Origin of the sequence: Massilia sp., assembly GCF_046293535.1 — a bacterium.
GTDB lineage: Bacteria > Pseudomonadota > Gammaproteobacteria > Burkholderiales > Burkholderiaceae_D > Telluria.
This window is the reverse complement of record NZ_JBKBOV010000017.1, coordinates 79,507-87,262: the sequence shown is the minus strand read 5'-3', so window position 1 is coordinate 87,262 and position 7,756 is coordinate 79,507. Positions and strand designations below refer to the sequence as shown.

7 protein-coding genes are annotated in these 7,756 nt (G+C 62.4%); 4 read left to right on the top strand and 3 right to left on the bottom strand.

The genetic code is table 11. The features are described 5' to 3' along the window. Positions 1-125: 125 nt before the first annotated feature. Entirely contained in the window at positions 126-1,676 is a 1,551-nt protein-coding gene (murJ, locus tag ACK4S9_RS11575) for a murein biosynthesis integral membrane protein MurJ (protein WP_409725680.1), read from the bottom strand. Positions 1,677-1,906: 230 nt separating this feature from the next. Here murJ and rpsT point away from each other — a divergent pair, with 230 nt between their 5' ends. Further along, positions 1,907-2,173, top strand: coding sequence for a 30S ribosomal protein S20 (gene rpsT, locus ACK4S9_RS11570; RefSeq protein WP_027864728.1), 267 nt, complete (start codon positions 1,907-1,909; stop codon positions 2,171-2,173). Positions 2,174-2,474: 301 nt separating this feature from the next. After that, the gene (locus tag ACK4S9_RS11565) at positions 2,475-4,709 is read left to right on the top strand and encodes an NADP-dependent isocitrate dehydrogenase (RefSeq protein ID WP_409725678.1); all 2,235 of its coding nucleotides are present in this window, start codon (positions 2,475-2,477) and stop codon (positions 4,707-4,709) included. A 444-nt stretch (positions 4,710-5,153) separates the two neighbouring features. Here ACK4S9_RS11565 and ACK4S9_RS11560 read toward each other — a convergent pair whose 3' ends face one another. Continuing rightward, on the bottom strand, positions 5,154-5,711 hold the full coding sequence (locus ACK4S9_RS11560) for a pseudouridine synthase (RefSeq protein ID WP_409725676.1): 558 nt from the start codon (positions 5,709-5,711) through the stop codon (positions 5,154-5,156). 181 nt (positions 5,712-5,892) lie between these two features. Here ACK4S9_RS11560 and icd point away from each other — a divergent pair, with 181 nt between their 5' ends. Continuing rightward, positions 5,893-7,146: an NADP-dependent isocitrate dehydrogenase gene (gene icd / locus ACK4S9_RS11555; protein ID WP_409725684.1), complete on the top strand. Its 1,254-nt coding sequence runs from the start codon at positions 5,893-5,895 to the stop codon at positions 7,144-7,146. A 39-nt stretch (positions 7,147-7,185) separates the two neighbouring features. After that, positions 7,186-7,344: a hypothetical protein gene (locus ACK4S9_RS11550; RefSeq protein WP_409725674.1), complete on the top strand. Its 159-nt coding sequence runs from the start codon at positions 7,186-7,188 to the stop codon at positions 7,342-7,344. 61 nt (positions 7,345-7,405) lie between these two features. Here ACK4S9_RS11550 and ACK4S9_RS11545 read toward each other — a convergent pair whose 3' ends face one another. Beyond that, positions 7,406-7,609 (bottom strand): cold-shock protein, encoded by a 204-nt coding sequence (locus ACK4S9_RS11545; protein WP_020653506.1) that lies wholly within the window; start codon positions 7,607-7,609, stop codon positions 7,406-7,408. Positions 7,610-7,756 lie beyond the last annotated feature (147 nt).

Genomic DNA, 7,756 nt, shown 5'->3' with positions numbered 1-7,756 from the left:
CCGGAACCCGAGCCGGAGCCACCGAGGGATGTGCCGCCGGCGGACGAGCCCGCCGAGGCGGCCGAGCCGGAAGAGAAGGAAGCGAAGGAACCGCCCGGACAATCGCAGGATTCCGGGCGCTAGACTTACTTGGCGCGGCGCTTGAAGTCGCGCGGGCGGAAGCCCAGCACCAGCAGCACCGCGAAGTAGGCGCAAGCGGCCACCGCGATGATCGCCGCCAGCGCGCCGGCGCGCAGCAGCGGCGTGGCGCGCAGCGCGATCCAGTCGAACTGCGCCTGGCCGAACCAGGACACCGCGCCCATCACGCTCACCGCGACCAGCAGCTTGAGGAAGAACTTGCCCCAGCCGGGCTGCGGCACGTAGATGTGGCGCCGGCGCAGGCCGGTGTAGAGAAAAGCCGCATTGATGCAGGCGCCCACGCCGATCGACAGGGCCAGGCCGGCCACGCCGAACAGGGGCACGAACACGAGGTTCAGCAACTGGGTCGCCACCATCACGCCGACCGCGATCTTCACCGGGGTGCGCACCTCCTGGCGCGCGTAGAAGGCCGGCGCCAGGGTCTTGACCAGGATGAAGCCGAGCAGGCCGGCGCTGTAGGCCATCAGCGGCAGCGCCGAGTGCGACACGTCGGCGGCGGTGAACACGCCGTAGTGGAACAGGGTGGCGATCATCGGCACCGCCAGCGTCGCCATGCCGACCGAGGAGGGCACGGCCAGCAGGAAGGTCAGGCGCAGGCCCCAGTCCAGCAGCGAGGAGTATTCCTGGGTGTCGCCCTCGGTATTCGCCTTGGCCAGGCTCGGCAGCAGGATGGTGCCCAGGGCCACGCCCAATAAGGCGGTCGGGAATTCCATCAGGCGGTCGGCGTACTGCAGGGCCGTCACCGCGCCCGCCGCCAGGCTGGCGGCGATGGTGGTGTTGATCAGGAGGCTGATCTGGGCCGCGGACACCGCGAACACGGCCGGCCCCATCTTGCCGAGCATGCGGCGCACGCCGCTGTCGCGCAGGCCGGTGAGGGGATTGAGCGAGAGGCGCGGCAGCATGCCGAGCTTCACCAGGGACGGAATCTGGATCGCCACCTGGGCCAGTCCGCCCACGCACACGCCCACCGCCATCGCATAGATCGGCTGCTCGAACCAGTCGGACAGCACCAGCGCCGAGACGATGAAGGAGATGTTCAGCAGCACCGGCGTGAAGGCCGGGATCTTGAAGTGGCGCCAGGTGTTGAGCACGCCGCTGGCCAGGGCCACGAAGGCCATGCAGGCGATATAGGGGAACATCATGCGCGTCATGAGCACCGCGGCGTCGAAGGCTTCCGGTTCGCGCTGCAGGCCCCCGCCGATCAGGTAGATCAGCACCGGCGCCGCCACGATGCCGACGATGCTGGTCAGGACGGTCGCCCAGACCAGCACGGTGGCCACGTGGTCGACCAGGGTTTTCGTGGCTTCCTGGCCATGCTTGGTCTTGTACTCGGTCAGGATCGGCACGAAGGCCTGGGAAAAGGCGCCTTCCGCGAACAGTCGGCGCAGCAGGTTGGGCAGGCGGAAGGCGATATTGAACGCGTCGGTGAAATTCGAGGCGCCGAAGGTGGCGGCAAACAGGCTGTCGCGCAGCAGGCCGGTGACGCGGGACACCATGGTCATGCTGGAAATAGCGGCGAGGGTACGGAGCAGGTTCATGGCCCGGGATTATACTTGGGCAATAGTCCCGTAAGTGCCGGCGCACGTGCTCCAAGGCGACAATGTTTGAATTATGAATTGCTCTAAGTGCTTTCGTTCGCTATAATCGTGGGCTGTACTGAATTCTGTTAGCAGACACGAATCGTTGGGCAGGCACTCGTCGGACATGAGGCGCCAGTTTCACTCGCGAATGTTTGCAAACGCAACTTGACCCCGATTTAGGAAATTTCATGGCAAATACCGCACAAGCGCGCAAACGCGCTCGTCAAGCAGTTAAGCAAAACGCACACAACTCGTCGCAGCGTTCGACCCTGCGTACCGCGATCAAGGCAGTTCGCAAGGCCATCCAGGCTGGCGACAAGGCCGCTGCAACCACCATCTTCCAGCAGTCCGTGTCGACCATCGACAGCATCGCTGACAAGAAGATCATCCACAAGAACAAGGCAGCCCGCCACAAGAGCCGCCTGGCCGCTGCCCTGAAGGCACTGTCCGCTTAATTAGCGAGGTGCGTGCGGCCTAGGCCGCGCAGGCAGTTCTGTGCAGAGCAAGACCCGCCCGACGTCAAGTCCGGCGGGTTTTGTCGTTTGCTGTATATCCTCGCGCTCGCTTCGAATCCGCGTGGCCCGGCGAACGGTCTTAAGTTTAAAACCCATGGCGCACAGTAAAATACTGGTGCATAATGTGAAACGCCGTCTTATGTCTTATAGAAGACTTCGCGAAGTCCCGACTTCAAGACCTGAGCGTTACCACCTGTTTTTTGACATCGTGCGACCCGCATGATCATCGAGGAAAAAGCGTATGAGCAGTGATCCGACCATCATCTACACCCTGACCGACGAGGCCCCGCTGCTGGCGACCCACGCCTTCCTGCCTGTCGTCAGCACCTTCACCAAGCCGGCCGGCATCAAGGTCGAGCAGGCCGACATCTCGGTCGCCGCCCGTATCCTGGCGCAGTTCCCGGAAAACCTGACTCCGGAACAGCGCGTCCCGGATGTGCTGACCGAACTGGGCAAGAAGACGCTCGAGCCGGACGCCAACATCATCAAGCTGCCGAACATCTCGGCCTCGGTGGGCCAGCTGGTCGCCGCCATCAAGGAACTGCAGGGCAAGGGTTACAATCTGCCGGACTACCCGGCCGACCCGAAGACCGACGAGGAGCGGGCCATCAAGGCCAAGTACGGCAAGTGCATCGGTTCGTCGGTGAACCCGGTCCTGCGCGAAGGTAACTCCGATCGCCGCGCCCCGAAGGCCGTCAAGGAATACGCACGCAAGAACCCGCACTCGATGGCGCCATGGTCGCAGGCATCGCGCACCCACGTGTCGCACATGACCCACGGCGACTTCTACCACGGCGAAAAGTCGATGACCCTGGACGGCGCGCGTGACGTCAAGATGGAACTGGTCACCAAGTCGGGCCAGACCATCGTCCTGAAGCCGAAGGTCGCGCTGCAGGCCGGCGAGATCATCGATTCGATGTTCATGAGCCGCAAGGCCCTGCTGGCCTTCTACGAGCAGCAGATCATTGACGCCAAGGAAACCGGCGTGCTGTTCTCGCTGCACGTCAAGGCGACCATGATGAAGGTCTCGCACCCGATCGTGTTCGGCCACTGCGTGCGCATGTTCTACAAAGAGGCGTTCGAGAAGCACGGCGCCCTGTTCGACAGCCTCGGCATCAACGTCAACAACGGCATGGCCGACCTGTACAACAAGATCGCCGCGCTGCCGGCCTCGCAGCGCGAAGAAGTCGAGCGCGACCTGCACGCCTGCCAGGAAAACCGTCCGGCACTGGCCATGGTCGACTCGACCAAGGGCATCACCAACTTCCATTCGCCGAACGACGTGATCGTCGATGCGTCGATGCCGGCCATGATCCGCGCCGGCGGCAAGATGTACGACGCCACCGGCTCCCTGAAGGAAGTCAAGGCCGTCATCCCGGAATCGACCTTCGCCCGCATCTACCAGGAGATCATCAACTTCTGCAAATGGCACGGCGCCTTCGATCCGAAGACCATGGGCACCGTCCCGAACGTGGGCCTGATGGCGCAGCAGGCCGAGGAATACGGCTCGCACGACAAGACCTTCGAGATCCCGGAAGACGGCGTGGCCAACATCACCGACCTGGCTACCGGCGAAGTCCTGATGAGCCAGAACGTGGAAACCGGCGACATCTGGCGCATGTGCCAGACCAAGGACGCCCCGATCCGCGACTGGGTCAAGCTGGCGGTCACCCGCGCGCGCAACTCGGGCATGCCGGCCGTGTTCTGGCTGGACCCGTACCGTCCGCACGAGAATGAACTGATCAAGAAGGTCAAGACCTACCTGAAGGATCACGACACCACCGGCCTGGACATCCAGATCATGTCGCAGGTCCGTGCGATGCGCTACACCCTGGAGCGCGTCTCGCGCGGCCTGGACACCATCTCGGTGACCGGCAACATCCTGCGCGACTACCTGACCGACCTGTTCCCGATCCTGGAACTGGGCACCTCGGCCAAGATGCTGTCGATCGTCCCGCTGATGGCCGGCGGCGGCATGTACGAAACCGGCGCGGGCGGCTCGGCGCCGAAGCACGTGCAGCAGCTGACCGAAGAGAACCACCTGCGCTGGGATTCGCTGGGCGAGTTCCTGGCCCTGGCCGTGTCGCTGGAAGACCTGGGTATCAAGACCGGCAACAACAAGGCGAAGGTGCTGGCCAAGACCCTCGACGCCGCCACCGGCAAGCTGCTGGACAACCGCAAGTCGCCGTCGCCGAAGACCGGTGAACTCGACAACCGCGGCAGCCAGTTCTACCTGTCGATGTACTGGGCCCAGGAGCTGGCCGCGCAGACCGAGGATGCCGAACTGGCAGCCAAGTTCGCGCCGCTGGCCAAGCAGCTGGCGGAGAACGAGCAGAAGATCGTTCAGGAACTCCTGGCGGTGCAGGGCAAGCCGGCCGACATCGGCGGCTACTACAAGGCCGACGACGCCAAGGTGAAAGCCGTGATGCGTCCGAGCGCGACCTTCAACGCCGCGCTGGAGTCGTTCGCGGCGTAAGCGATAGACTGCATCGAATGAAAACGCCGGCTATACGCCGGCGTTCTTTTATTCATCTACCGCTCGCACCGTCATCCCCGCGTAGGCGCACTGCTGTCCGGGATAATCGCTAACTCTACATTAATAGGGGTTTAGGGAAACGGCGGCGGTGTAAGCGTATCCAACAAGCAAACTTTAAGCACCTAACTCGTCGTTCCGGCGAAGGCCGGAACCCAATCCCGTTGCGGGCCGTTATCGCGCGCCACGATATTTCACCCAAAATTGGGTTCCCGCCTACGCGGGAACGACGATCTGTGGCTAGATGAAATTATCCCGGACAGCAGTGCGCGTAGGCGGGGATCCAATTTCTGGTCCGGAGTCGACGTCATCGACCATTCGCGAAAATTGGGTTCCCGCCTTCGCGGGAACGACGGTCTATCAGCTAGCGGTGCTGATCCTTATTTCTTAACGTAACGCCGTCGCTGGCACCTCAATGAACTCCCCCGGCATCAAAGGATGCGTCGCCAGCGAAAACGGTCCGATGCTCGATCGTACCAGCCGCAAGGTCGGCAATCCCACCGCCGCGGTCATCCTGCGCACCTGCCGGTTTTTCCCTTCTTCCAGCGTGATCGCGATCCAGCTGGTCGGCTTGTCCTGGCGCGCGCGGATCGGCGGGTTGCGCGGCCACAGCCAGGCCGGCTCCGCGATGCGCACCGCGCGGCAGGGCTTGGTCACGAAGTCGCCCAGGTCGAGCGGCGCCTGCAGCCGGGACAGCGCGCCAGCGTCAGCCACGCCGTCCACCTGCACCAGGTAGGTCTTGGCTTCCTTGTGGTCGGGATGGGCGATTTTGTGCTGCAGCTTGCCGTCGTCGGTCAGCAGCATCAGGCCTTCGCTGTCGGCGTCCAGCCGGCCGGCGGGGTAGATGTTCGGGATGTCCAGGTAGTTGGCCAGGGTCTCGCGGCCGTCCTGCGTGGAGAACTGGCACAGCACCTGGAAGGGTTTATTGAACAGGATCAGAGGCATGGAGTGTGAATCGGTACATAAAAGGTGCTGCGTAGCGCCTCGGAAAATACTGGTGCATAATGCAAGATGCTGGGAAGGTGTCTTATACAAGACTTGCAGCCGTATTCCACATTGTAGATGAAATGCGGGCCGGGCCCGACGCCGCGACGCGGCCTGCCACGCGACCACATGGGAGAGCATGATGTACCAACATATCAAGGTCCCGGCCGACGGCCAGAAAATCAGCGTCAACGCCGACTTCTCGCTGAACGTGCCGGACAATCCGGTCATTCCCTACATCGAGGGTGACGGCACCGGCGTCGACATCACCCCGGTCATGCTCAAGGTCGTGGATGCGGCCGTGGCCAGGGCCTATGGCGGCGCGCGCAGAATCAGCTGGATGGAAATCTACGCCGGCGAGAAGTCGACCCAGGTCTATGGCCCCGACGTCTGGCTGCCCGCCGAGACCCTGGACGCGGTGAAGGACTACGTGGTCTCGATCAAGGGTCCCTTGACTACCCCGGTGGGCGGCGGCATCCGTTCGCTCAACGTCGCGCTGCGCCAGGAACTCGACCTGTACGTCTGCCTGCGTCCGGTGCGCTATTTTGCCGGCGTGCCTTCGCCGCTGAAGCAGCCGGAAAAGACCGACATGGTGATCTTCCGCGAGAACTCGGAAGACATCTACGCAGGCATCGAATGGGCCGAAGGTTCGGAAGGCGCCAGGAAGCTCATCAAGTTCCTGACCGAAGAGATGGGCGTCAAGAAGATCCGCTTCCCGGAAACCTCGGGCCTGGGGATCAAGCCGGTCTCGCGCGAAGGCACCGAGCGCCTGGTGCGCAAGGCGATCCAGTACGCCATCGACAACGACAAGCCCTCGGTGACCCTGGTCCACAAGGGCAACATCATGAAGTACACCGAAGGCGGCTTCCGCGACTGGGGCTATGCGCTGGCGCAGCGCGAGTTCGGCGCCGAGCTCATCGACGGCGGCCCATGGTGCAAGTTCAAGAACCCGAAGAGCGGCCGCGAGATCACCATCAAGGATTCGATCGCCGACGCCTTCCTGCAGCAGATCCTGCTGCGCCCGGCAGAGTACAGCGTGATCGCCACCCTGAACCTGAACGGCGACTACATCTCCGACGCGCTGGCGGCCCAGGTAGGCGGTATCGGCATCGCGCCGGGCGCCAACATGTCCGATTCGGTGGCGATGTTCGAGGCGACCCACGGCACCGCGCCGAAGTACGCCGGCAAGGACTACGTGAACCCGGGTTCGCTCATCCTTTCGGCGGAGATGATGCTCCGCCATATGGGATGGACCGAAGCTGCCGATCTCATCATCAGCGCGATGGCGCGCGCGATCACCTCGAAAAAAGTCACCTACGACTTCGCGCGCCTGATGGAAGGTGCCACGCAGGTGTCGTGCTCGGGCTTCGGCGAAGTGATGATCGAGCAGATGTAACAGGCCCCATCCAGGCTTCGGCCATGATCGACGAGCCCCGTGCGCGCCGGCGCCCGGGGCGTTTTTTATTGGGAAGAGGACGCCCGGCTCGAGCGCGGCGACTCGGTCAGCGACGAGCGCATCGCCGCACTGTTGAAAGACGCCCGCGACTTCTCGGCGGAACTGGATTATGCTCGTGGCCAGGGGGAGGGGACTTGAAGAGCAGGGCGAAAAAAAACCCCGCTTGCGGCGGGGTTCTTCGCTTCCGGGAGGGGAAAGATTACATGCCCTGGATATTGGAAGCTTGCTTGCCTTTCGGGCCTTGCGTGACTTCGAATTGGACTTTTTGACCTTCTTTGAGGGTCTTAAAACCGTTCATATTGATCGCGGAGAAGTGTGCGAACAGATCCTCGCCGCCGTCATCAGGAGTGATGAAGCCAAAGCCTTTGGAATCATTGAACCACTTAACAGTACCAGTTGCCATAAAAGAACTTTCAAATTTTAACTAATCACACGAGCCATAAAAGCAAGAAGCTTCTTGCCCCCTCCTCAGCCTGCTCACTTCTTATCAACAAGTACATAAGTACAATGTCAATGACTGCATTGTTGGTGGAATAATCACTGAAGTCAA

What these genes read in the sequence shown, in the direction of transcription:
- murJ (WP_409725680.1), bottom strand. Translation starts at nt 1,676, where the DNA reads ATGAACCTGCTCCGTACCCTCGCCGCTATTTCCAGCATGACCATGGTG.
- rpsT (WP_027864728.1), top strand. Translation starts at nt 1,907, where the DNA reads ATGGCAAATACCGCACAAGCGCGCAAACGCGCTCGTCAAGCAGTTAAG.
- ACK4S9_RS11565 (WP_409725678.1), top strand. Translation starts at nt 2,475, where the DNA reads ATGAGCAGTGATCCGACCATCATCTACACCCTGACCGACGAGGCCCCG.
- ACK4S9_RS11560 (WP_409725676.1), bottom strand. Translation starts at nt 5,711, where the DNA reads ATGCCTCTGATCCTGTTCAATAAACCCTTCCAGGTGCTGTGCCAGTTC.
- icd (WP_409725684.1), top strand. Translation starts at nt 5,893, where the DNA reads ATGTACCAACATATCAAGGTCCCGGCCGACGGCCAGAAAATCAGCGTC.
- ACK4S9_RS11545 (WP_020653506.1), bottom strand. Translation starts at nt 7,609, where the DNA reads ATGGCAACTGGTACTGTTAAGTGGTTCAATGATTCCAAAGGCTTTGGC.